The sequence below is a fragment of the Peribacillus simplex NBRC 15720 = DSM 1321 genome (assembly GCF_002243645.1).
Classification (GTDB): domain Bacteria; phylum Bacillota; class Bacilli; order Bacillales; family DSM-1321; genus Peribacillus; species Peribacillus simplex.
This window is the reverse complement of sequence record NZ_CP017704.1, coordinates 4,402,719-4,425,502: the sequence shown is the minus strand read 5'-3', so window position 1 is coordinate 4,425,502 and position 22,784 is coordinate 4,402,719. Positions and strand designations below refer to the sequence as shown.

Here is a 22,784-nt window from a genome sequence, read left to right as displayed (position 1 = left end):
CAAAACGATCATACCTTTACTAGAGAAAGATGTTAGATAAAAAAACGTTACTGCCATTATAAATAGAACGGTTATTAAAGTGTTATATACCCAAAAGTTCACCATATATTTCACCACTCATCGTAAGTAGTTTTAGTTTCCCTTTATAATTTTTTTCCTTATAGTGCACTGTTTTAATTATACCAATCTTACCAGATTTCGTATTCCTTTTCACGTAAGATTTATAAGAAGCGTATCCGTATAATTCTTTCACACCTAATGCAGTTGCTGAAAGGAAGGAAGGTATCCCAACTCCAGGAATAAGACCACCAGCACTAACGGCCGTTATACCAATGAATACCCCTTTTGATCTATCTTTATTACTAAACATTAATTTATAACTTGTAGGTAAAGTAGATCTGGACATACATTTGTATGCTGGATAACATGCTTCTGCTTTTTTAGGTACAGCCATTGAAACGCTAATTAAAGAAAAAGCTAATGTTATTGATAAAAGTAAATTAAAAACCCGTTTTTCATTTTCCTCCCCCTGTTTATGTATTTAATATAAGCACGTTTACTCCCCTCTTTACCCCCTAATATCTATTAAATCCACAATAAGCTTATTTTTGAATTTATGGGTTCCAAAAATGACAAGTACAAATCCAGAAATGATACGAGGCCACCTTTTTCAGGAAGTAATAGGCGCAATGCACAAAGGCATGGGATATCACCATTTGAATTACAATCCGATTTATTTATGGAAGTAATAAAAAACAGGCGTAGAAAAATAATTCATTTTTCTACGCCTGTTTTATTTCAGGGACTTATTATACGCCCCTTACAAAATCAATAATCGGAATCAGCCGTTAAGCCCTTTACGATTGAGACACCTGCACTCGCTCCAATTCTTGTTGCACCAGCTTCAATCACTTTCTGAGCATCGCTCGTGTTACGGACTCCGCCTGAAGCTTTGACACCGATATCCGGGCCAACCGTTTTTCTCATAAGCGTGATATCTTCAACAGTCGCTCCGCCGGTCGAAAAACCAGTTGATGTTTTCACATAATCCGTTCCGGCTTTTACGGCCAATTCACATGCACGGACTTTTTCTTCATCAGTCAATAAAGAAGTTTCAATGATCACTTTTGAAAGAGCCTTACCAGTTGATGCCGCTACCACAGCACGAATATCCCGCTCTACCAACTCATCATCCTTGTCCTTCAATGCGCCGATATTGATCACCATATCGACTTCGTGAGCGCCATTGGAGATGGCGTCTTTCGTTTCAAAAGCTTTGGTTTCCGGTGTGGTTGCACCTAGAGGGAAGCCAATAACCGTACAAACTTTCACTTCTGAACCTTCCAAAAGTTCGCTTGCATATTTCACCCAAGTTGGGTTTACGCATACGGAAGCAAAGTTATACTCTCTCGCTTCTTCGCATAATACCTTTATTTGCTCTTTGGTTGCATCTGCTTTTAATAACGTGTGGTCAATTAAACCTGCTACATTTTGTGACATTAATAAATCCTCCTCAAAAACAATCTATAACTAGTTGTACGTACCTCTCATGATACCATAGTTTATCCACTTTGACGATATATATAGTCTTTACCCGAAAGTACCAAGATAACACATCTAAAAGAGGATAAAAAAAAGACAGCGATTTACCGCTGTCTTAGATATTGGATGCTTGTTGCAACGGAAAATCCTTCACGACCGTCACGAACTGACCTTCACTAAATGGATAGCCAGACTTTGTAATTTTCACTTTGACAATTTCACCGACCATTTCTTCCGAAGCCGGGAAGACGACTTTCATGTAATTATCGGAATAGCCCTCATAAAGGCCATTTTCCAACTTCGTTTCAGGAATGACTTCAAGAACTTCCCCCTCGAATCGTGAGGCATACTCTTTTGCCAGCTGATCCGACAAAGTGATAAGGCGGTGGACACGTTCATTTTTAACCTCTTCATCCACTTGATCTTCCATACGGGCAGCCGGAGTCCCTGTCCGTTTTGAATAAGGGAAAACATGAAGTTCGGAGAATTTATATTTTTCTATAAAGTTATATGTCTCCATGAATTCATCTTCGGTTTCACCTGGGAAACCTACGATGACATCAGAGGTAACAGCAAGACCAGGAAGTGCAATTTTCAACTTTTCGATTCGATCACCGAAGAAATCCATCGTATATTTACGTCTCATCCGCTTTAGAACTGTATCGGAACCCGATTGGATTGGTATATGCAAATGACGTACCACTTTTTTCGAATTCGTCAGCACTTCAATGATCTCATCTGTAATTTGGCTGGCTTCAATGGATGAAATTCGGATACGCTTCAGCCCATCGACTTTTTCCAAGTCCCGCAGCAACATCGCCAAATTATAGTCTTTTAAATCGTCTCCGTAGCCGCCAGTATGAATTCCGGTGAGGACTAGCTCTTTATAGCCTGCCTCGACAAGCTGTTCAGCCTGGTGAACGACTTCTTTTGGATCACGGGAACGCATCAAGCCACGAGCCCAAGGGATGATGCAGAAAGTGCAGAAATTATTGCAACCTTCCTGAATCTTAAGTGAAGCGCGCGTACGGTCTGTAAAAGCAGGTACATCCAACTCTTCGTAGACACGGTTTTTCATGATATTTCCTACGGCATTGATTGGTTCACGTTCAACCTTGAATTGCTCGATGTAATCAAGGAGTTTAACTCTATCTTGTGTTCCTACAACAATATCCACTCCAGGTATGGCCATGATTTCTGCCGGCGATGTCTGTGCGTAACAACCCGTTACTGCTATGACGGCATTCGGATTTTTACGAATGGCACGACGGATGACCTGACGGCTTTTCTTATCGCCAGTGTTTGTCACCGTGCATGTGTTGATGACATATACATCTGATGTATTTTCAAACTCAACACGATCATATCCCCCAGTTTTGAATAATTGCCATATAGCCTCTGTTTCATAATGATTCACTTTACAGCCTAATGTATGGAAAGCGACCGTTGCCATTTTTCATCACCTCAAAAGTTCTACATGATAAGAAACAGCGGAAAGTGCATATAAAGGTGCTGTTTCAGTTCTTAATATTCTTGGTCCAAGACCGCAAGCCAAAAAACCGGCTTCAGTCAGTTTTTCAATTTCCTTATCTGCTAAACCACCTTCAGGCCCAAAAACGAATAGGATGGATTGCCCAGCGGTGATATCTTTCAATACAGAAGCGAGTACAGAAGTTTCCCCCCGTTTTGCCTCTTCTTCAAAAGCGATTAATTTATGATCGAATCCGGAAGCATACCCAGCTAGCTGATCTGCCGTCATCGGTTCCTTGATGGCAGGGATAACCGTGCGGTGAGATTGCTCAGCCGCCTCTTTTGAAATCTTCTGGAGCCTCTCCAATTTCTTACCTACCTTTTTGTGGTCCCATTTTACCACCGAACGAGCAGCAATAAAAGGGATAAATTCAACGGCACCCAGTTCAGTACCCTTTTGAACGATATATTCCAACTTATCCCCTTTAGGCAGACCGCTCGCTATCACAACCCTCACAGGAAGTTCCTTTTCTTCATTCTTCCATTCGGTAACGGTCCCTATAACAGCATCATCAGTAATTTCCGAAATTTCCGCGACAGCCGTCATACCATTACCTTTCACCGTGATGATCCGCTCCCCTGGTCCCATTCTCATCACCCTGGCGATATGGTGAAAATCATCGCCTGATATCGTCACCGTGTTTCCATTGATGTCTACTTCGTTAAGAAAATACCGTTGCACACTGCCACCTACTTCGTCTAGTCTAAAAAACTCACAGGCTAACAGTCAGGAATCCAGAATGCAAGCCGTGCAAAGATTCAAGCTAAAAAAAGGTACTCTGACTATCCAAATACCCGATAATCAGAGTAACTTTTTCAATTAATCATTTCTTTTCGCGATTATTGCCACCCAATCTTCCATCAAGATCGTTTCTTCAACAGTGAACCCAGATGCTATAATCGCATCCTTCACATCTTGTTTCTTAGTTTGAATGATTCCTGAGGCGATGAAATATCCGCCAGGTTTAACTACTTTCGCTACATCATCCGTAAAACGCATGATCACTTCGGCAAGAATATTAGCCACGACGATATCCGCTTGTTCATTCACACCATCCAGCAAATTGCCTTGTGAAACGGTCACTTTATCCTGCACGTTATTCAGTTCCACATTTTGTATGGCTGACTGTACTGCCACTTCATCCAAATCAAGGGACTGAATTCGTTTTGCGTCCAATAATGCAGCTGCAATGCTTAGAACACCAGAACCCGTTCCAACATCAACGACTAAATCCCCAGGCCGTACTGTACGTTCTAGCGCTTGGATGCACATGACCGTCGTCGGGTGTGTTCCCGTTCCGAAGGCCATGCCTGGATCAAGTTCAATGATCAATTCGTCACTGCTTACTGGAGTGTAGTCTTCCCATGTTGGCACGATTGTAAAACGTTCGGATATTTTGACGGGGTTATAATATTTTTTCCAAGCCGTCGCCCACTCTTCTTCATTCACTTCACTAATTGAAACAACATTTTTCCCAAGGTCTATATCAAAAAGAAGGAGATTATTGATTGATTCCTTAATAGCATCAATGGTATCGCCAAGGAAGCTGTTAACGGGCAGGTAAGCCTTAATGACTACACCTTCATTCGGATAATCATCTGGGTTTAAGTGGTAGATTTCGCCAAAAACATTTTCACGTTCCTTGACTAATTCTAGAGGATCCTCAATGACAACACCACTCGCACCTGCCTCATGAAGAATATTCGAAACAGGTTCAACCGCTTCATTCGTTGTTTGGATTGCAAATTCAGACCACTTCATAATCTACCAACTCCCAATTTGTTCTTTTACTTTTATTCACCTATCTTTAAAAGCACGCTTTACTTTTGAGAAAAAGCCATCTTCTTGTTCATCAACACCTTGTCCGCTGATATCACTGAACTCACGAAGCAGGTCCTTTTGTTTTTCCGTTAATTTCTTAGGTGTGACCACTAATACGACCACATGCTGATCTCCTTGGCCATATCCTCTGACATTCGGAACACCTTTCCCTTTTAAACGGAAACGAGTGCTTGTTTGTGTACCTGCTGGAATCTTCAGCTTCACTTTACCATGCAGCGTCGGAACTTCTATTTCATCGCCTAATGCTGCCTGGGCAAAAGTAACCGGCATTTCACAATATATATCATCGCCATCCCGCTCAAAGAATTCATGGCTGCGCACATGGAAGACTACATACAGGTCTCCTGCCGGACCGCCATTGATTCCTGGCTCTCCTTGGCCGGTTACACGCAACTGCTGGCCATCATCAATTCCTGCTGGCACCTTGACTTGAATCTTTTTACGTTTTTGGACTTTTCCGTCGCCGCCGCATGTTGAACATTTATTAGGAATGATTTTTCCTGTTCCTTGACAATGGTGACATGCTCTCCGGTTCACAATCCTTCCGAACGCTGTGTTTTGTTCAACATTCAATTGACCGGTTCCATGACAATGTGAACAGTTTTCCACTTTTGTACCCGGCTTGGCACCTGATCCTTTACATGTATCACAATTCTCTTCACGCGGAATTTCGATCTCAGTATCTTTTCCGAATGCAGCCTCTTCAAAAGAAAGTGTCATCGTATACTGTAAATCCGCACCTTGACGCGGCGCATTAGGATCTCTTCTGCGTCCGCCGCCACCAAAGAAGCTACTGAAAATATCTTCAAAACCGCCGAAACCGCCAAAGTCCTGACCGCCAAAGCCCTGATTGGGATCTGTATGTCCGAATTGGTCATAATGGGCCTTTTTCTGTTCGTCACTCAACACTTCGTAAGCTTCCTTGATTTCCTTGAATTTATCCGCAGCATCGTCCGCTTTATTAATATCAGGGTGATATTGTTTGGAGAGCTTTCGATACGCTTTTTTGATTTCATCCTTCGAAGCACTCTTCGAAAGGCCTAACACCTCATAATAATCGCGTTTACTCATATCTAAAATCCACTCCCGATTCGATTCACATAAAGGTAATATTATCACTGAACGAAGATAATAATCAACTAGAAAAGTACAAACGGCTTTAACACATTTTTGTAAATGGTATTGCAAGCCCCAATTTGCACACATTTTTCTCTAAAATCCCACGATTCCCCACCAGTGATTGTAGCACTTCCCGACAATGATTCCATCCACTGTAAAAAAAGCCAAAGTCAAGATAACCTGACTTTGACTTTTTTACAATGGCAGGCAGAAATACTGCCCAATATATCAGTGTCCCGATTGGGTCACTTTTTATTTTTTCTCTTCTTCGTTAACTTCAGTGTATTCAGCATCAACCACATTATCGTCTTGAGCAGACTCGCCAGCACCGGCTTCGCCAGCTTGCTGAGCTTTTGCCGCTTCTTCATAAAGCTTCATTGTCAAAGCTTGAACGATTTCGTTAAGCGCATCTTTTTTCACGCGGATTTCTTCAAGCTCATTTTTCTCGATTGCAGCTTTCAGTTCATCCTTCGCTTCATTCGCTTTTGTTACTTCCGCTTCGTCCACTTTGCCTTCTAGATCTTTTAGCGTTTTTTCCGTTTGGAAAACTAACTGATCAGCTTCGTTACGAAGTTCAACTTCTTCTTTACGTTGTTTATCGCTATCGGCATTTTCTTCCGCTTCACGTACCATGCGTTCGATCTCTTCATCAGAAAGTCCTGAAGATGATTTGATGGTGATCGCTTGTTCTTTGTTCGTGCCAAGATCTTTCGCACGAACATTCACGATACCATTTTTATCGATATCGAATGTTACTTCTACTTGTGGAACTCCACGCGGTGCCGGCGGAATGTCACTCAATTGGAAACGACCAAGAGTTTTGTTATCCGCTGACATTGGACGCTCACCTTGAAGGACATGGATATCCACTGCCGTTTGATTATCAGCCGCTGTCGAGAATACTTGTGATTTACTTGTCGGAATCGTAGTATTACGGTCAATCAGTTTCGTGAATACTCCGCCCATCGTTTCAATTCCAAGTGAAAGTGGAGTTACATCAAGAAGGACAACGTCTTTAACATCCCCTGTTAATACGCCACCTTGAATTGCAGCACCCATAGCAACCACTTCATCAGGGTTTACACCTTTGCTTGGTTCTTGACCGATTTCCTTTTTGATTGCTTCAACAACCGCAGGAATACGTGTAGATCCACCAACAAGGATTACTTTGTCGATTTCAGATGCTGAAAGACCAGCATCTTTCAATGCTTGACGAGTTGGTCCCATAGTACGTTCCACAAGACCTGTAGAAAGCTCATCGAATTTAGCTCTAGTCATCGTTACATCCAAGTGAAGCGGGCCAGCATCTCCAGCTGTGATGAATGGTAAAGAAATTTGAGTTGACGTTACGCCGGAAAGATCTTTTTTCGCTTTTTCAGCTGCATCTTTCAAACGTTGAACTGCCATTTTATCTTTTGAAAGGTCGATTCCGTTTTCTTTCTTAAATGCTTCAACTAGGTAATCGATGATGACTTGGTCGAAATCATCCCCACCTAGACGGTTGTCACCAGCTGTGGACTTAACTTCGAAAACGCCGTCTCCAAGTTCCATGATCGACACGTCAAATGTACCGCCGCCAAGGTCGAATACAAGGATCGTTTGATCTTCTTCTGTTTTATCCAAACCGTATGCAAGTGCTGCAGCTGTCGGTTCGTTGATGATACGTTCCACTTCAAGACCGGCAATTTGACCAGCATCCTTAGTTGCTTGACGTTCTGCATCATTGAAGTAAGCAGGTACAGTGATAACCGCTTTAGTAACTTTCTCGCCAAGATACTCTTCAGCGTATGATTTCAAGTATTGAAGGATGATTGCAGAAACTTCTTGAGGTGAGTATTCTTTTCCTTCAATTACTTCTTTATGGTTGGTACCCATATGACGTTTAATGGAAATGATCGTGTTAGGGTTTGTAATCGCTTGGCGTTTTGCCACTTCCCCTACTTGCCTTTCTCCATTTTTGAATGCCACTACGGATGGTGTTGTACGGTTTCCTTCTGGATTCGGGATTACTTTTGGTTCCCCGCCTTCAAGTACAGATACACAAGAGTTTGTTGTACCTAAGTCAATACCAATAATCTTGCTCATAGTTTCACTACCTCCCAATTATTTATATGTAAAAATCCTATTCGTTCACTTTTACCATTGCAGGTCGAATTACACGGTCTTTAAGAAGATATCCTTTTTGGAATTCCTCAACGACGATGTTCGAACCAAAGTTTTCATCTTGAACTTGCATGACCGCTTGATGCAAACGCGGATCGAACTCTTCGCCAACCGAACTGATCGGTTCGATGCCTTCTTTAGTCAATGCATCAGTAATCGCTTTATAGACCATTTCCATGCCTTGAAGCAAGGATTTCGTCTGTTCATTTTCCGCTTCGATTTTTGTAGCTCTTTCAAAATTATCAAGAGCCTCCACTAAATCACTAGCAATACTTTGAACTCTATATTTTTGAGCCGCCTCCATATCAAGCTTGGCACGGCGTCTTGAATTATCAAAATCGGCCTGCAGACGAAGATAACGGTTATCCATTTCTTCGATTTTTGCCTCAAGCTCGGCAATCTTTTCATGAGCCAATTGAAGTTCATCCTTTTCAACCTGACCATGGTTTTCTTCCGCTGGAATTTCTTCTTCAGCGAAAACTGCTTCTGCAGCGCTTTCCTCGATTGTTTCATTTTCCAATGTTTGTTTTTCGTTTTTATTTTCTGTCACAATCTCACCTCCCTAAAAGGGTTATACAATTTATGCTAAAGTAATATGCCAAGCCGCGGAGTATGCTCCTCCGCCACCTTAACAATATTACCTTTGCTACTATTTTTGATACAGTTTTGTCATCAGGGCCGTTAAATCCTTCGAAAAAAACGAAAGCAAACTGATCACTCTCGAATATTCCATTCTCGTTGGACCCAATATGGCCAAAGTGCCCACTTGCTCCTGCCCGATTGAGTAAGTTGCCGTTATCAAACTGCAGTCATCGAGCACTGTGTTTTGATTTTCACGGCCAATCTTGACGTGGATGCCCGATGGATTTTGAGTAATGAGTTCATAAAATCCCTGTTCCTGCTCAATCATCGATAAAAGCGTGCTTACTTTAGCAATATCATGGAACTCCGGCTGCCTCAGCATATTCGTTTTCCCGCCGAAAAATATTTTTTCGGGCTTTGTGTCCGTCAGCGTCTCCGCCAGGACGGAGACCATTGATCCATAGTTATGGATATGGCGGCTCAATAGAACTGCCACTTCCTTATAAATCTTATCTTTCAGATCAACCAACGGAACATCGACCAAACGGGAATTCAATATGTTCACCATCTTTTCAATCTCGTTTATATCAAAAGAAGGCGGTAAGGAAATCATTCGATTCTCCACATGACCTGTATCCGTTATAATGATGGCTATTGCCGTTTCAGGACTCAAAGGAATGATCTGGATTTTTTTCAGCTTATGCTCATTCACTTTCGGCCCCAGTACAATCGCCGTATAATTCGTCAGTTCCGAAAGTATTTTCGCTGACTTTTGAACGATCTTTTCCAATTCATAAATTCGTTCTACAAAAACGGATTTTAATATCTTCATTTCATTCTTTTTCGGAGCTTGAGGAGAAAGTAAATGATCCACATAATATCTATACCCTTTTTCAGAAGGAATCCTACCGGAAGAAGTATGGGTTTTTTCTAAAAATCCCATTTCTTCAAGATCAGACATTTCATTGCGAATTGTGGCAGAGCTGAACGTAATTTCATCTTTCTTCGACAAGCTTCGTGACCCGACTGGCTGGGCAGAATGGATAAAATCCTCGATTATCACTTGTAGAATCAATAATTGACGATCAGTTAGCATGTAAGATCACCTCTGTTAGCACTCTGTCTCATCGAGTGCTAATATACTAATAAATTATCAAATGAAGCTTATGATGTCAACAATGAAAACCGCTAATTCATCGTTAAAATAACATAGATTTCCTTCAGTCGGAATCAATAACGCCTAAAAACGATTGGAACACTTCATTTCCTAGCAGTTTGCCCCGCTCAGTCAAGCGCACGAACCCGCCTTCCACCTTAAGTAGACCCTTTGCCGATCCTTCTTCGAGCGGTTTCCTGAAAATCTCCGTCATTTCAACAAAAAATTTATTCTTGAAGATTTCCAATGAAACACCTTCCGTTTTCCGGAGCCCCAAAAACATCTCCTCTTCCATCCGTTCATGAAGCGGTACTGTATGCTCCTCCAATACAGGCAGCTCGTTCGCCAGCAATGGCGTGATATATTTCTTCACAGGCCCATGATTGGCCACCCTTTTACCTCCAGTATAGCCATGTGCCCCGGCACCAATTCCATAATACTCCACATTATCCCAATATGTCAGGTTGTGCCTGCTTTCAAACCCAGCTCGGGCAAAGTTACTGATTTCATATTGATGCAGACCATGCTTCTCCATCTCTTCCATCAGCCTCTCATACATCAACGCCTCGAGCTCCTGCGGCGGCAGGTTTAATTTCCCCCTTCGCATCTGATTATAAAAAACCGTCTTCGGCTCAACGATCAATGAGTAGCTCGAGTAGTGCGGCAATTGAAGGGCAATCGCCTTATCCAGCGTATCTTGGAAATCTTCCATCGTTTGGCCCGGCAATCCATAAATCAAGTCGATGCTGATATTCGTAAAGCCAACATCTTGAGCCAAATGAATCGTTTCATATACTTCAGAAGCCAGATGAGTCCGGCCAATTCGTTTTAATAATTCATCATTGAAGCTTTGCACACCAAAGCTTAATCTATTGACACCTGAATGATAAAGTATCTCGAGTTTTTCCCTCGAAAGATCCCCTGGATTGGCTTCGAATGTATATTCAGCCTTTTTTGGATCAAACGGCAAGGTTTCATTGATTGCTTCACATAAGAATGCAAGCTGCTTTTCATCTAGAGAGGTCGGTGTCCCTCCACCTACGAAAACCGTATCCAATCCGGCAGTCGGGTATTTGGAAAGCTGCATACCCATTTCCTTTTTCATCATCTGTAAATATTCGTCAACCGGCTGTCCCTGCAAAAATACTTTATTGAAATCACAATAGTGACAAATATGTTCACAAAATGGGATATGGAGGTAGGCGCTTTTAATCATTGTGTTCACAACCTTTTAATCGAATGAGTCGATAGAAAAAGAGGCTAGATCTCCTCTACCCTCTTTTTTCTATCTATCGTTTATTTTATTTATTTCTTAGGTGTCGTATCATCCATTTTCAAAACAGCCATGAAAGCTTCTTGCGGAACTTCAACGGAACCTACCTGTTTCATCCGCTTTTTACCTTCTTTCTGTTTTTCGAGCAACTTACGTTTACGGGAAATATCGCCGCCGTAACATTTAGCCAATACGTTCTTGCGCATTGCACTAATCGAAGAACGGGCCACGATTTTTTGCCCGATTGCTGCTTGGATCGGCACTTCAAATTGTTGTCTCGGAATCAGTTTCTTCAATTTTTCAACAATCACTTTACCGCGTTCATAAGCAAAGTCCTTATGAACGATGAAACTTAAAGCATCGACAGTTTCAGAATTCAGCAAGATATCCATCTTCACAAGCTTGGACGGTTTATAGCCGATCATCTCATAATCGAATGAAGCATAGCCTCTTGTATTGGATTTCAATTGATCGAAGAAATCATACACGATTTCCGATAATGGTATTTCGTAATGAATGCTTACACGAGTCTCATCGATATATTCCATATCAATGAAGTTACCGCGTTTATTTTGACAGATTTCCATGATCGCCCCGACAAACTCCGTCGGTGCCATCATCGTTGCTTTGACATATGGCTCCTCGACCCGTTCGATCTTTTGAGCATCCGGCATATTCGACGGGTTATCCACTTTCAGGACTGTTCCGTCTGTTTGGACCACATCATAAATAACACTCGGTGCAGTGGTGATCAGATCAATTTTGAATTCACGTTCAATGCGTTCCTGGATAATTTCCATATGAAGGAGTCCAAGGAATCCGCAACGGAAACCGAAGCCCAATGCTTGCGATGATTCCGCTTCGAACTGCAACGCTGAATCGTTCAATTCCAATTTCTCCAACGCATCCCGTAAATCATTGAATTTCGATGCGTCAATTGGGTATAAACCGCAATATACCATCGGATTCATCTTCCTGTAACCCGGCAATGGTTCTGTCGCACTATTCACAGCGCTGGTAATCGTATCACCAACAGTTGTATCACCAACGTTTTTAATGGCTGCCGTAAGGAAACCTACATCACCGACGTTCAGTTCATCCAACAGCTGGGTCTTAGGGTTGAAGACACCCAATTCGGTAACATCGAATTCCTTGCCAGTGGACATCATTTTGATTTTGTCGCCCACTTTAATGGAACCCTCAACAACACGGATATAGGCAACTACACCGCGGTACGCATCAAACAGTGAATCGAAAATAAGCGCCTTGAAAGGAGCATCGGGATCACCTTTTGGAGCTGGAACCAATTCAACGACCTGTTCCAAAATCTCCTCGATTCCGATTCCCGCTTTAGCCGAAGCCAAGACTGCATCGGAAGCATCCAATCCGATTACTTCCTCGATTTCTCCACGTACCCGTTCCGGATCTGCACTCGGCAAATCAATTTTATTGATGACCGGAAGGATTTCCAGATTGTTGTCCAATGCTAAATACACGTTTGCAAGCGTTTGGGCCTCAATCCCCTGTGCCGCATCGACAACAAGGACAGCACCTTCACACGCTGCAAGGCTTCGTGACACTTCATACGTAAAATCGACATGTCCCGGTGTATCAATAAGATGGAAAATATATTCTTCGCCATCTTTTGCGTTATATTTCAATTGAATCGCATTCAATTTAATCGTAATTCCACGCTCACGCTCTAAATCCATGGAATCCAACAGCTGACTCTTCATTTCACGCTGAGTCATGGCGTTCGTTTTTTCAATAATACGATCCGCCAATGTAGATTTACCATGATCAATATGAGCGATGATGGAAAAGTTACGAATCTTTGATTGTCTTTTTAATTTTTCTTCTCTATTCATGACGTTCACTCCCACTAGTCGACACAATACACTATTTTTTATTATATCAATAGAAAATGCAAGATTCAACAGAATAGTTACAAAAGAAGCATCATTGCAGGGCATTGGATAAAAAAAGGCTGCATTCCGGATTCGGATGCAGCCTTTTGGCAGGGCACACTCAACTTATTCTATACCTATATCATATCAATAAGCGCTTGAAAGGCCCCTGATATGGTCTCTCCAAGCGTTTTGCCGATTGATGAGAAAAAGTTGAAGGCTTTCATTTCTTCAAGCTTTTCTTTTTTCGTCTCCAAATCATGACTCGTTACTTTTTCGCCAAGTATATCCGCTTCCATCTCCCCTTGGTCCGATTGGTTAATAATGAATGCACTATTCAAAGAGGGATCTTCATACCCCTTCATTTTTTTCATCCCGTCGTTCGCTTGCTGCATCCCGATTAGAACACCTAAAAATAATACGAGCACAATCCCTGTACATTTCAACCAAAATCGGACCATGTTAAGAGAACTCCTTTCAAATTACTTCGCTTCCGAATCCCCAGTCGTGTTATCCACCGCTTTGGCATCCCAGTAAAATTCACTGAAAACATCGGTAAAGGCATCAACGGTCAAGTACATTTCCTCGAAAGTATTATCCACACCGCCAATTTCAATAAGCATGGCATTGCCTGATAAATCCTGATTATATATACCATTATGGCTAGATCCGCCCTGTTTCATAACCCCTCGTGAAATACCTGGGTATTTTTTCTCCAATGCTTTATGAATCTTATTGGCAAGTGCTGCATTTTTTTCAAAGTTCGGGTTATTCCCCCCGATCACGAAGGCGATCTTGGCATACTCTTTACCTTTGATCGTAATTGTCGTATGTTTTTTCCGCTTCGAATCGCGGTGAATATCGATCAGGTATTCTAAATCTTTATTATTGGCCAATGCCGTCTGAACAGACCTTCGGGATTCTTGATAGGATTTGGCATAATTCAAACCTTTATTATTCAGATTTCCCATGATATCCGTTTTATCGAGCGAGGAGCCAATCCCCTTATCAGCCAAATCTTCAACCATCCGTTCCCCGAGTTTCGTAATATTGATTTTCGAATGGTAGGCTAGGTCGGGATTGGTCACTCCTTTTAAATATGGAAGATATGACTCCCGGTTATGGCTATGGTATATCTCGACCACTTTCCGTCCATTGGTCGTTTGTTTCGGCTGATCGGCCACTCCTTTTTCCGGTTCTTCAATCTCATCCAGGTTTTGCAGAGATGCATCCCTTTCTTCATTCAGGACGTCTACTGGCGGTGAGGATTCGTATGGCATATTCGTATAATTCGTTCCTTCCCCAGCAACGAGAATTTCATTATCAAAAATCGAAAAGCCAGGAAGTTCCCTGCCAAGTAAACTTCGCGGGTCCTCGAGTGAAATATTGGTCGAGGCTTTTATCAATTGATTCGTGATCATCGATTCCTGTTTACCTTCCGGCAGGGCATTAAAAAGATAATGATTTTCATTGGCCAGCATCGAGAACAGCATTTTTCCCGAGAATTGGTTGGCTACAGTATGTACGGAATTAGAAGATATCCGATACTCCGGTCTTAGGGAAGTCATGACCCCACTGACTGAAAAAACAAAAAGAAGCAAGGCGAGAATACCTAGAAAAGTTTTTATTATTGTTGATCCGTGAATGGCTGTTATGATTCCTGGGGAATTTCTTCTTTTCATCCTTCCACCCTCTCTATAGCTTGTCTATTAATACCTATGACTTTGCTAGAAAGGGTAGAACACCATTTTTGGGCACTGAAGTTTAACGGGTGTAGTAGCCGGTATTATCTTGATTTATTGAATGATGCAAGGCTGCATTTAACCCATTGGCTATCAAATTGGCCATATCCTCAATGAAAACATCGACTTCTTTCGGTGTAACCATTAAATTTTGACCAAGCGGTGACAGTACCTCATAAATCAATTTCCGTTTCTCTTCATCAGGGAGGACACCTATCATTCCCAAGAAGGTTTGGCGCTCCTTTTCACCTGGCATATCCTCTTCCGTCAGCTTTGTGCGCTTCCCAAAACTGAATCCAGCGGGTGCCAACGAACGTGATGGTCTGTCCCCTTCATTCAGTTCCTTGCCAAAGTGCTTCAAAATATAATCTATCGTATCGCTGGCAATTGATACGGCATCCACGACAGTAGGTATTCCAATTGCTATAACAGGAACTCCCAGTGTATCCTGGCTCAATTCTTTTCGTTTATTTCCAACACCAGACCCTGGATGGATGCCTGTATCCGTAATTTGAATCGTCGAATTCACCCGTTCGATCGAACGGGCAGCCAATGCGTCAACGACGATCAGGAAATCAGGATTACTTTTTTCGATGACTCCTTTTATGATGTCACTCGTCTCGATTCCCGTAATCCCCATCACCCCGGGGGAAATCGCACTGACCGGCCGATAGCCTTCCTTGACGGACTCCGGCTGCAATTCGAACAAATGTCTTGTGACTACAAGGTTCTCAACGACTGCAGGCCCAAGAGCATCGGGAGTAACATTCCAATTACCAAGACCGACAACCAAACAACTGCTTTCTTTAGTGATTTTATTCCGTTTCAAGAAGTAAGCCAGTTCGTTGGCGAACACCTTTTCCACCCGTTGCTGCGTATCCGTGTCCTGCTGGCGGATTCCCTGCACTTCGATGGTCAAATAGCTGCCCTGCTTCTTGCCGATTTCTTTTTCACCCTCAGCCGTGACCTCGACTAAGGATACCTTGAGATCATCCACATCTTTTTCCTTAATAATGACCCCTTCGATACGGGATACATCCACTTCCTCTACAACACCTTTATGTTCAAGGGCAATTTCCTTTGCTTCAATCGCCAAATCTGTACGAATTCCGTATTCACTAAGGTCCAAATTATTTTCCATAACGGCCTCCTGATGTTTGAATTGTATCTAATCTAGTATTTTCAATAGTCTCTCTTAAACATTCTGTCATTTTTGCTTTTTTATTATTCATTTTTTTGGTACAATGAGTAATGACGAGATGAATTTATTCCCGAAATTATAATTCCTTTTCGATTCTCAATCTGAAGTATTGCATATTTATGAGCAGTCTGATAGAATATCACTTGTGCTATTTGATATGGATTTGAAAAGTCGAGTTCATATAATCTCGATTTCTTTGTAGGAGGTGAACGGAATGCCAAACATTAAATCTGCTATTAAACGTGTAAAAATTAACGACAAAAAACGCGTTCATAACATTACTGTTAGATCAACTATGCGTACTACAGTGAAAAACGCTGAAGTTGCATTAGCTGGTGAAAACGTTGAAGCTGCTAAAGAAGCTCTTTTAACAGCTGCTGTAAAATTAGACAAAGCTGCATCTAAAGGATTAATCCATAAAAATGCGGCAGCCCGTAAAAAATCTCGTTTAGCGAAAAGACTTAACGCTCTTAACGCATAATGACAAAAAATTAAACGATCCAATCGGATCGTTTTTTTTGTGCCGTTTTTTCATAAAAAAGGTGACAGGATATCTGCCACCTTTTTTATCATCTAATTTTTAAAAGCAGCAGCTCAAGCGTGATCGCCTTATCAGCTTGGCCGGTCTTCATTTTATAATCCGCTTCCGCTAAGTCGTTCATGATGCTCAACAGCTCGCGTTCCTGGAATTTCCCCGTCTTTTCAAGTGCCAGTTTTACCCTGTAAGGATGTACCTTCAGCTGACCTGCAATTTTTTGCTGGCTATACCCCTGACGGGAAAGCTCCTTCACTTGATACATAAGCCTGATCTGACCTGCCATAACACTCAAAATCTTGATCGGCTCTTCATTCTGCCTGAGAAGATCGTGCAGTATCGTCATGGCACTCTCCATCTTTCGCTGTAACACATGATCAACAAGCGTGAAGATATTCTGTTCAAGGGATTTAGCGACCAGCTTTTCCACTACCTCGACCGTAATGTGTTTATCAGCTTCTGCATAAAGCACCATTTTATCTAGTTCATTCGTCAGCATCATCAGATTCGTTCCTGCAAGTTCAAGTAAAAGCTCTGTAGCCTGTTCATCTATTTGGACCGAAGAAACTTCGACCCTCTCCTTCACCCACGCCTTTAACTCATGATCACCAAGCTTCTTCGCTTCAACCAGAACTGCCTTACGCTTCAGTTCCTTGGTGATTTTTTTCCGTTCATCCAGTTTCTCATAAGGTGCGGTCAATACAACAATAGAATAAGGAACCGGGTCAGCCAAATACGCTTCCAGTCTTTTCACATTATGTTCAACTCTTGATTTCGTTTTTTCAGCTGTCAAAAAAAATGGGTTTTGCATGAAAACAAGGCGCCTTTCCCCGATAAACGGGAGGGTTTCGACATCATCAAGCGCAGTTTCAACAGGCGTCTCTTCTAAATCAAATTGAGAAAAGTTAAAATCCATCTCATCTTCGTGAAGGACATTCTCGATCAATAGCTGCTTCGTTTCATTAATTAGATAGGCTTCCGTCCCATATAACAAGTATACTGGCGCGAATTGCCCTTTTTTTATACTTTTCCAAACGTCTAATACCAATAGAATCCGCCTCTTTACTATGTATTCTTCTCTAATGGTATAGGTGGATGGACCATTTGACAAGCTATAAAGGGAACTAGCCCTTTAAAAGGGCTAATTCCGGATCTATATGAACACTTTCAAGAAAGGCCCGGGTAATCTTCCTTAAAAGCGGGTAGAGTATTCATGTAGAACAAAAAATGAGCTTTTCTTTTTCGCTTGCTTTGTTTGTACTTTTATTTTGACCTCAAAATCCCAAACTATTTGTGACAACTCTTGTCAGTAAAGGAAATGAAGGAATGAAGCCTGTAGATTTTTTTTTGGTAATGTTTTATACTATTAGCAGAAATAGGAGGGGTAAATAATGAACGAATTCGAAAAGGATGTTCAATCAAAGACAGATGACGTCGCTGATTCCGCTATTGGATTCATCGGTTCTTTTGTATTTTTCGCTGCCATGTTCACCATAGCTGTCGTCATTAAAGCTGTCGGATCCTGATTTCATTAACTACATGCACTTATTTTTCCCGATGGAGGCTGCCGCTGCAGTCTCTTTCTTATTGATTTTCTACATACTATGGGAGAGTCTTCCGAAAGGTTCCACTGCTTTTGTAATACTTGTAAATAATAGAACCATCCTCGTCAGTCCTGAACACCTTTATGCCATTTCCCTCCAGATTCCCAATTACGTCTCCATGAGGGTGACCGTAGCCATTATCTTTTCCAACTGAAATAAGCGCCGCTTTCGGCTGTAACTGTTCAAGGAAGGGCTTGGAAGAAGAAGTTTTACTGCCATGGTGTCCAACCTTCAAGATATCTGCCTGCAACTGCGGAAATGTGCTCAACAGTTCCCTTTCCCCTTCTTCTCCCATATCGCCAGTTAATAACCATGACAATCCCCCAAGCTCAGTGAATAGAACTATGGATGAATCATTCTTATTTTCTTCTTTCTCATATGGACTTAGCACAGCAAACGGCGTTCCGCCCGCCACCCAATGGTCCCCCCTTTTCAGGACGGTCATTTTCATTTTTTTATCCCTTGCCATGGACACAAAATCCATATCCCTGTATTGCTCTTCACTCCACCCTCCAATGATGATCTCCCCAACTTTAAAATTTTCAATTAATTCTTTTGCACTTCCCATATGATCTGCATCCGGGTGGGTTAAAATGAGTTTGTCCAATTGGTGGATTCCCTTACTTTTCAATAATGGAATAATGATATCATCCGCGGTGTTGAACTTCTTTCGCTTTTTTGCCCACGTGTCGATTGGAAATGTAATTTGCCCACCCGTATCAATCAAATAATTACCGCGATTGAACGGCAGGACAATTAAAATGGAGTCACCTTGTCCAACGTCGATGATCTGCACTTCACCAAAAGGTGTGAACCTTTGTAAATTATATTGCAAAAGTAAAAGGACAATTAATATTCCGCACCAGATTTTACTTTTTTCAAAAGATACATCCCAAGTCAGGAATAACCCTAAAAGGGAAATAACAAGTAATGCCATCATGATGAAAGGTGGTTTTCCAAACGGAATGGAAGCCAACGGCAAATCCGATGCTGCATCCGCAGCTTTATTGCAGAGTACGAAGGTGAAATTCAATAATGATATGAGGGGTTGCCCCAAGGAGGGCAGTAATAAATGAATAAGGAGGGAAATCAGTGAAAATGGCAGCAATATGATGGAATAAAGTGGAACATACATTACGTTCAGAAACACGCCAAGAAAGGATACTTCAAAAAAGTGAAAAAGCAAAATCGGAAGGGCTGCCAATTGGCAGATGGAACTGATGATGAATAACTGCGTTGTTTTCTTCGGGTATTGCAAGAAAATGCTTGAAGACATGATAATGGAGAAAGTAACTGCGAATGAAAGCTGAAAACCTATATCATAGAGCATATTAGGCCGAAAAAACAATAGTGCCATATAAGCCGATCCGATTGCGGCACCCGCCGAGATCCGCTTCTTGAATAGCAGGAGTAGAAAGAAAAGCATAGCCATTAAACAGGATCTCACCACTGATGGACTGGCACCTGAAAGTAACATGTAAACAGGAAGGAAGATTAAGATGGCCACCATCATTCTTTCCCGTGTAAACCCAACCCTGATGCCGAAGTAAAATAACATCCCCGTTAAAAAACTGACATGAAGACCGGAAATCGCCAGTAAATGAACCAGACCCAACCGCCGATAATTAGTAAGGTCGCCTTCATCTATATATGTCTGGTCGCCGAATATGAGAGCTGTTACAAAACCGCTCGATTCTTCCGGAAAGTGTTCTCTAATATACGTAATTCCCTTCAGGCGCAAATTACGAATCGAAACTAGAATCGAGTTTCCACCCTCTTTGCATTTTTGAAATGAAATGGAATCCGCTCTGAATATCCATTGGATGCCTTGGCGCAGAAGATAACGCTGGTAATCGAAACTGTTTTCATTCCTGTTTTTGTCAGGAATATGCAATGTCCCTTCAGCCGGACATGATAAACCGATTCGCAGAAACTGACTCAACTTTTCCTGTTCCAACTCGGAGGTGATTTTATAACGAAGCACTAGCCGTTCGCCTTTCTCACTGCCCACGAATCCTTTTAATGAATTTCCATCTATATTCGGTTGGTCGGTAAATGTGATGATAAATTGGCTTTCCGTTCCATGATAGGCAGTTTTGTTTCGGTGATCGGAGAAGGAGGCGGCCCCTAAAAATATCCCCATGATCACCAAATGAAAACTAAGGGCCTTCACACATAACCCCACCGAAAAATATAGGAAACAGAGAAAAATAAGGATAATGATCAGCAGCATTACATTTAAATAAGAATGGGCCGTAACACCAAATGTGGCCGAAACGGCTAGTAAGATAAGATGTCTAGCCATGCCTGCCCCCGTCCTATTTAATTTTCAAATATCTGATCGGCCTGCTTTTCCAGCTCCAATAAATCTTCTTTTACCATGCCTGTTCTTTCAAGTTGAGCTAGCAATGAGAATACAAAGTCCTTTTTTTGTTTTCCATTAACATCGATGGCCCCTTTTGCTTCAACCTTCTCGGTCTTGACACCAGCCTGTTTAAATAATTCCAGAGCATATGGATGATTTTTGTAATCCTCCGCATAATAAACAGCCTTGATGCCAGCTTGGATGAGTGATTTACAGCACTGAAGACACGGAAAATGCGTCACATATATTTCTGCCCCATCAGTAGGCACCCCAAATTTAGCGCATTGTAAAAGTGCATTCATTTCTGCATGTATCGTTCTGACACAATGATTATCAATTACATAACAGCCGTCATCAATACAATGTGTCCCTCCCGCAATGGACCCATTATATCCCCCTGCAATGATTCGGTTGTCCCTTACGATCGTCGCCCCTACAGTGAGGCGTGTACATGTGCTCCTTAATGCTAATAAATGGCTTTGCGCCATGAAATATTGATACCAACTAATTCTGTTCATGTTGTATCCCCTTACCACTAGAATGATTTTCTTCAATTTTACCCTCTTCCTGTCCATTTGTGTAGCATATTCAATCATTCATTTCACCAAAATGGAATCCCGTAACCTTTCAAACGTTTTATCGCCGATTCCCGTTACCTTCTTCAATTCATCGACCTCCTTGAATTTCCCTACCGTTTCCCTATATTCCAGGATCGCATTCGCTTTGGATGGTCCAATTCCCGTCAAGGTTTCCAAATCTTCCTGTGTAGCTGTATTCAAGTTCACCAGTCCTCCTGACGTCCCCCCAGAAACGGCATCCCCAGACGACCCGACTTGCATATTCTCCAAGTACCCCTTGTCTTCTTCACCTATTTCCGGAACATAAATGACCATTTGGTCTTCTACGATTTGGGCAAAATTCACTTTATCCTTATCAGCCTTGTCCGTAAAACTGCCCGCAGCCGAGATCAAATCAATCACCCGGTCACCTGCCTGTGCAGTAAATATGCCTGGGGACTTGACCGCTCCTTTAACGTCTACTTTAATAATCACAGGCTCGGTATCCGTTTGATTTTCACTTTGTTCGATTTCAGCTTCTTTTGCAGCAATGGAAAATATATCTTCCGTATCAGCCGGATTATCCCCTTGTTGCAAAAAAAAGTAAATGCCCGTTGCCACAAATGCCACGGCAACGGTAATCATCGTCATTTTCCTTTTTAAAATCCCTTCCATTTCTTTGCCTCCTTGTTGGATTTCGCACAATACATTGTCATAGGACAGATTAAAAATACATAGTGTTTTTAGGAGAATCAATCGCTTTAAGTGAGAGGAGTTGATCGGAATTGAAGAAAATCGGTGTTATTGGAACCGGAAATATGGGTACCATTTTAATCGAGGCATGGCTGGAGGCAAAAATATTGAATCCGGCAGATCTAATCATTACAAATCGCACGCTTTCCAAAGCATTGGTGCTGAAAGAGAAACACCCTGGTATCAAGGTTGCGGAAAGCGCAGCCGAAATCGTCCAACAAGCGGACTTTATCTTTCTTTGTGTAAAACCATTACAAATTAACAGCCTATTACAAGGCATCAAACATCATATAAAAAGGGATCAGCTGGTTATTTCCATCACAAGCCCAGTTTCAGTCTCCCTGCTTGAATCGGCAGTGAATGCCCCCTGTGCCCGTTTTATACCGAGCATAACGAACCGTGTGGGTTCAGGGGTATCGTTACTGAGCTTCAGCAAGAGCTGCAGTAAGGAGAAAATGTCAGCTTTATATGATTTGGCCTCCGCCATATCGGCACCGGTCATAATTGAAAATGATATCACCCGGGTAGCTTCCGATATCGTCAGCTGCGGTCCTGCCTTCTTCAGCTATTTAGCGCAAGCTTTTATTGAAGCGGCTTGTCAAACGACGAAGATCGATAAAGAAACTGCTACGACTTTGACTGAAAACATGCTGGTTGGCTTAGGGGAACTGCTTGGTAAAGGAGTTTATACATTGCCGACCTTGCAGGAAAAGGTTTGTGTAAAAGGTGGAATAACGGGTGAGGGGATCAAGGTTTTAGAAGCTGAAACCGGGGAAATGTTCCATCATCTTTTTCAAGCGACACATGAAAAGTTTGCAGAGGATCTATACGAAGTAGAAAAGCAGTTCGGCCATCCTTATTAGTATTCGTAATCTATATCTCATTTCCTTCTTAAAATAAAAAAAAGAAGAG

The 22,784-nt window shown here is 42.0% G+C and carries 21 protein-coding genes; 3 read left to right on the top strand and 18 right to left on the bottom strand.

What is annotated here, in order from left to right:
• Positions 1–82: 82 nt before the first annotated feature.
• The 14 genes from BS1321_RS21325 to gpr all read right to left on the bottom strand — a co-directional run bounded on the left by BS1321_RS21325 (position 83) and on the right by gpr (position 15,998).
• A complete protein-coding gene (locus tag BS1321_RS21325) occupies positions 83–454 on the bottom strand; it encodes a hypothetical protein (RefSeq protein WP_155726462.1) in 372 nt (123 codons plus the stop codon).
• Between the two features lie 374 nt (positions 455–828).
• Positions 829–1,500, bottom strand: a complete 672-nt coding sequence (deoC, locus tag BS1321_RS21320; protein WP_063233000.1) for a deoxyribose-phosphate aldolase — start codon at positions 1,498–1,500, stop codon at positions 829–831.
• A 157-nt stretch (positions 1,501–1,657) separates the two neighbouring features.
• Positions 1,658–2,995, bottom strand: coding sequence for a tRNA (N(6)-L-threonylcarbamoyladenosine(37)-C(2))-methylthiotransferase MtaB (mtaB, locus tag BS1321_RS21315; RefSeq protein WP_063232999.1), 1,338 nt, complete (start codon positions 2,993–2,995; stop codon positions 1,658–1,660).
• A gap of 6 nt (positions 2,996–3,001) precedes the next feature.
• On the bottom strand, positions 3,002–3,754 hold the full coding sequence (locus BS1321_RS21310; protein ID WP_063232998.1) for a 16S rRNA (uracil(1498)-N(3))-methyltransferase: 753 nt from the start codon (positions 3,752–3,754) through the stop codon (positions 3,002–3,004).
• 138 nt (positions 3,755–3,892) lie between these two features.
• Positions 3,893–4,834, bottom strand: coding sequence for a 50S ribosomal protein L11 methyltransferase (gene prmA, locus BS1321_RS21305; protein ID WP_063232997.1), 942 nt, complete (start codon positions 4,832–4,834; stop codon positions 3,893–3,895).
• A gap of 36 nt (positions 4,835–4,870) precedes the next feature.
• Positions 4,871–5,986 (bottom strand): molecular chaperone DnaJ, encoded by a 1,116-nt coding sequence (dnaJ, locus tag BS1321_RS21300; protein ID WP_063232996.1) that lies wholly within the window; start codon positions 5,984–5,986, stop codon positions 4,871–4,873.
• A gap of 300 nt (positions 5,987–6,286) precedes the next feature.
• On the bottom strand, positions 6,287–8,119 hold the full coding sequence (gene dnaK / locus BS1321_RS21295) for a molecular chaperone DnaK (RefSeq protein ID WP_063232995.1): 1,833 nt from the start codon (positions 8,117–8,119) through the stop codon (positions 6,287–6,289).
• Positions 8,120–8,156: 37 nt separating this feature from the next.
• Entirely contained in the window at positions 8,157–8,747 is a 591-nt protein-coding gene (gene grpE / locus BS1321_RS21290) for a nucleotide exchange factor GrpE (protein WP_063232994.1), read from the bottom strand.
• Between the two features lie 99 nt (positions 8,748–8,846).
• A complete protein-coding gene (hrcA, locus tag BS1321_RS21285; protein ID WP_063232993.1) occupies positions 8,847–9,875 on the bottom strand; it encodes a heat-inducible transcriptional repressor HrcA in 1,029 nt (342 codons plus the stop codon).
• A 124-nt stretch (positions 9,876–9,999) separates the two neighbouring features.
• Complete coding sequence (gene hemW / locus BS1321_RS21280; RefSeq protein ID WP_063232992.1) at positions 10,000–11,151, bottom strand: radical SAM family heme chaperone HemW; 1,152 nt, start codon at positions 11,149–11,151, stop codon at positions 10,000–10,002.
• Positions 11,152–11,240: 89 nt separating this feature from the next.
• A complete protein-coding gene (gene lepA, locus BS1321_RS21275) occupies positions 11,241–13,076 on the bottom strand; it encodes a translation elongation factor 4 (RefSeq protein ID WP_063232991.1) in 1,836 nt (611 codons plus the stop codon).
• A gap of 176 nt (positions 13,077–13,252) precedes the next feature.
• Positions 13,253–13,576: a YqxA family protein gene (locus BS1321_RS21270; RefSeq protein ID WP_053535740.1), complete on the bottom strand. Its 324-nt coding sequence runs from the start codon at positions 13,574–13,576 to the stop codon at positions 13,253–13,255.
• Between the two features lie 21 nt (positions 13,577–13,597).
• Positions 13,598–14,797, bottom strand: coding sequence for a stage II sporulation protein P (spoIIP, locus tag BS1321_RS21265; protein ID WP_063232990.1), 1,200 nt, complete (start codon positions 14,795–14,797; stop codon positions 13,598–13,600).
• A gap of 82 nt (positions 14,798–14,879) precedes the next feature.
• The gene (gene gpr / locus BS1321_RS21260) at positions 14,880–15,998 is read right to left on the bottom strand and encodes a GPR endopeptidase (protein WP_063232989.1); all 1,119 of its coding nucleotides are present in this window, start codon (positions 15,996–15,998) and stop codon (positions 14,880–14,882) included.
• Between the two features lie 274 nt (positions 15,999–16,272).
• Between gpr and rpsT the strand changes: the two genes are divergently transcribed.
• Entirely contained in the window at positions 16,273–16,539 is a 267-nt protein-coding gene (rpsT, locus tag BS1321_RS21255; RefSeq protein ID WP_034308554.1) for a 30S ribosomal protein S20, read from the top strand.
• 88 nt (positions 16,540–16,627) lie between these two features.
• On the opposite strand, the gene holA is transcribed toward rpsT, so the two are convergent.
• Positions 16,628–17,641: a DNA polymerase III subunit delta gene (holA, locus tag BS1321_RS21250; RefSeq protein WP_063232988.1), complete on the bottom strand. Its 1,014-nt coding sequence runs from the start codon at positions 17,639–17,641 to the stop codon at positions 16,628–16,630.
• Between the two features lie 343 nt (positions 17,642–17,984).
• Between holA and BS1321_RS21245 the strand changes: the two genes are divergently transcribed.
• Entirely contained in the window at positions 17,985–18,119 is a 135-nt protein-coding gene (locus BS1321_RS21245) for a YqzM family protein (RefSeq protein WP_081112897.1), read from the top strand.
• 76 nt (positions 18,120–18,195) lie between these two features.
• On the opposite strand, the gene BS1321_RS21240 is transcribed toward BS1321_RS21245, so the two are convergent.
• The 3 genes from BS1321_RS21240 to BS1321_RS21230 form a co-directional block, all read right to left on the bottom strand.
• Complete coding sequence (locus tag BS1321_RS21240; RefSeq protein ID WP_063232987.1) at positions 18,196–20,502, bottom strand: DNA internalization-related competence protein ComEC/Rec2; 2,307 nt, start codon at positions 20,500–20,502, stop codon at positions 18,196–18,198.
• A gap of 17 nt (positions 20,503–20,519) precedes the next feature.
• The gene (locus BS1321_RS21235) at positions 20,520–21,080 is read right to left on the bottom strand and encodes a ComE operon protein 2 (protein WP_063233027.1); all 561 of its coding nucleotides are present in this window, start codon (positions 21,078–21,080) and stop codon (positions 20,520–20,522) included.
• A 78-nt stretch (positions 21,081–21,158) separates the two neighbouring features.
• Entirely contained in the window at positions 21,159–21,794 is a 636-nt protein-coding gene (locus BS1321_RS21230) for a helix-hairpin-helix domain-containing protein (protein ID WP_063232986.1), read from the bottom strand.
• A gap of 143 nt (positions 21,795–21,937) precedes the next feature.
• Here BS1321_RS21230 and comER point away from each other — a divergent pair, with 143 nt between their 5' ends.
• Positions 21,938–22,735, top strand: coding sequence for a late competence protein ComER (gene comER / locus BS1321_RS21225; RefSeq protein WP_063233026.1), 798 nt, complete (start codon positions 21,938–21,940; stop codon positions 22,733–22,735).
• Positions 22,736–22,784: the final 49 nt, after the last annotated feature.

Bases quoted from the DNA above. Each gene is read 5' to 3' on its own strand.
- BS1321_RS21325 (WP_155726462.1), bottom strand. From the start codon at position 454: ATGGCTGTACCTAAAAAAGCAGAAGCATGTTATCCAGCATACAAATGT.
- deoC (WP_063233000.1), bottom strand. From the start codon at position 1,500: ATGTCACAAAATGTAGCAGGTTTAATTGACCACACGTTATTAAAAGCA.
- mtaB (WP_063232999.1), bottom strand. From the start codon at position 2,995: ATGGCAACGGTCGCTTTCCATACATTAGGCTGTAAAGTGAATCATTAT.
- prmA (WP_063232997.1), bottom strand. From the start codon at position 4,834: ATGAAGTGGTCTGAATTTGCAATCCAAACAACGAATGAAGCGGTTGAA.
- dnaJ (WP_063232996.1), bottom strand. From the start codon at position 5,986: ATGAGTAAACGCGATTATTATGAGGTGTTAGGCCTTTCGAAGAGTGCT.
- dnaK (WP_063232995.1), bottom strand. From the start codon at position 8,119: ATGAGCAAGATTATTGGTATTGACTTAGGTACAACAAACTCTTGTGTA.
- hrcA (WP_063232993.1), bottom strand. From the start codon at position 9,875: ATGCTAACTGATCGTCAATTATTGATTCTACAAGTGATAATCGAGGAT.
- hemW (WP_063232992.1), bottom strand. From the start codon at position 11,151: ATGATTAAAAGCGCCTACCTCCATATCCCATTTTGTGAACATATTTGT.
- lepA (WP_063232991.1), bottom strand. From the start codon at position 13,076: ATGAATAGAGAAGAAAAATTAAAAAGACAATCAAAGATTCGTAACTTT.
- BS1321_RS21270 (WP_053535740.1), bottom strand. From the start codon at position 13,576: ATGGTCCGATTTTGGTTGAAATGTACAGGGATTGTGCTCGTATTATTT.
- spoIIP (WP_063232990.1), bottom strand. From the start codon at position 14,797: ATGAAAAGAAGAAATTCCCCAGGAATCATAACAGCCATTCACGGATCA.
- gpr (WP_063232989.1), bottom strand. From the start codon at position 15,998: ATGGAAAATAATTTGGACCTTAGTGAATACGGAATTCGTACAGATTTG.
- rpsT (WP_034308554.1), top strand. From the start codon at position 16,273: ATGCCAAACATTAAATCTGCTATTAAACGTGTAAAAATTAACGACAAA.
- BS1321_RS21245 (WP_081112897.1), top strand. From the start codon at position 17,985: ATGAACGAATTCGAAAAGGATGTTCAATCAAAGACAGATGACGTCGCT.
- BS1321_RS21240 (WP_063232987.1), bottom strand. From the start codon at position 20,502: ATGGCTAGACATCTTATCTTACTAGCCGTTTCGGCCACATTTGGTGTT.
- BS1321_RS21235 (WP_063233027.1), bottom strand. From the start codon at position 21,080: ATGAACAGAATTAGTTGGTATCAATATTTCATGGCGCAAAGCCATTTA.
- BS1321_RS21230 (WP_063232986.1), bottom strand. From the start codon at position 21,794: ATGGAAGGGATTTTAAAAAGGAAAATGACGATGATTACCGTTGCCGTG.
- comER (WP_063233026.1), top strand. From the start codon at position 21,938: ATGGGTACCATTTTAATCGAGGCATGGCTGGAGGCAAAAATATTGAAT.